Here is a 651-nt window from a genome sequence, read left to right as displayed (position 1 = left end):
CGATTTCGGGAACGATCAGCGAACCCTTTACGTTTTTAACAACGTCGGCGACGCTCGCTTACCTTGTCCCTTATCTCATAGCGGCTCTTTTCAGCTTGAAGCTCATCCTCAAAGGGGAGACATACGGCGAGCTGAAAGGTTCAAGAACAGGAGACGGCATCATTGCCTTGGCCGCTCTTGCGTACTCTTTATGGGTCATCGTTTCAGGCACGTCTGACTTGACCACCTTTATCTTGGGAATCGGGCTGTTTTTCGTCGGTCTTGCGATCTACCCGTTCGTCTACAAAAAGTTCAAAAATAATCAAGTGTGATAAAGCTCTTTGCCAGCCGGGTCTTTTAGCGGAAGATCGGCTGGCTTTTTGATTCCTGCCGAAAATTTTGATTAAAATTTTTGCTTAGGCCTGTTATACTAAACATGAAAATGATAATCGTTATCGGTTAAAAAGATCGAAAGGAATGGCATCGAGTGAGCTCTTACAAAAACATACATCATATCAACGGCGCGGATGGCACTGATGAAGAACAGAGACCGATCAGCCGTCCGCTCGGAGCTGTATTTGTCCTGGCCGGCGGAATCATGCTGCTGCTTTTTGGCGCCGCATTATCGATTGCGCTCGGTGCGGCTGATATAAAGCTTGGAACGGTTTGGGA

The 651-nt window shown here is 47.3% G+C and carries 2 pseudogenes; both read left to right on the top strand.

Annotated features, from left to right (window positions below):
* Positions 1-311 (top strand): annotated as a pseudogene (locus ACWHAR_RS28260) (amino acid permease); the annotation flags it as partial.
* Positions 312-466: 155 nt separating this feature from the next.
* Positions 467-651 (top strand): annotated as a pseudogene (locus tag ACWHAR_RS28255) (ferrichrome ABC transporter permease); the annotation flags it as partial.

It is taken from the genome of Bacillus sp. LR--39, from assembly GCF_053613335.1.
The sequence above is the reverse complement of the archived record's forward strand: the minus strand, read 5'-3'. Positions and strand labels throughout refer to the sequence as shown.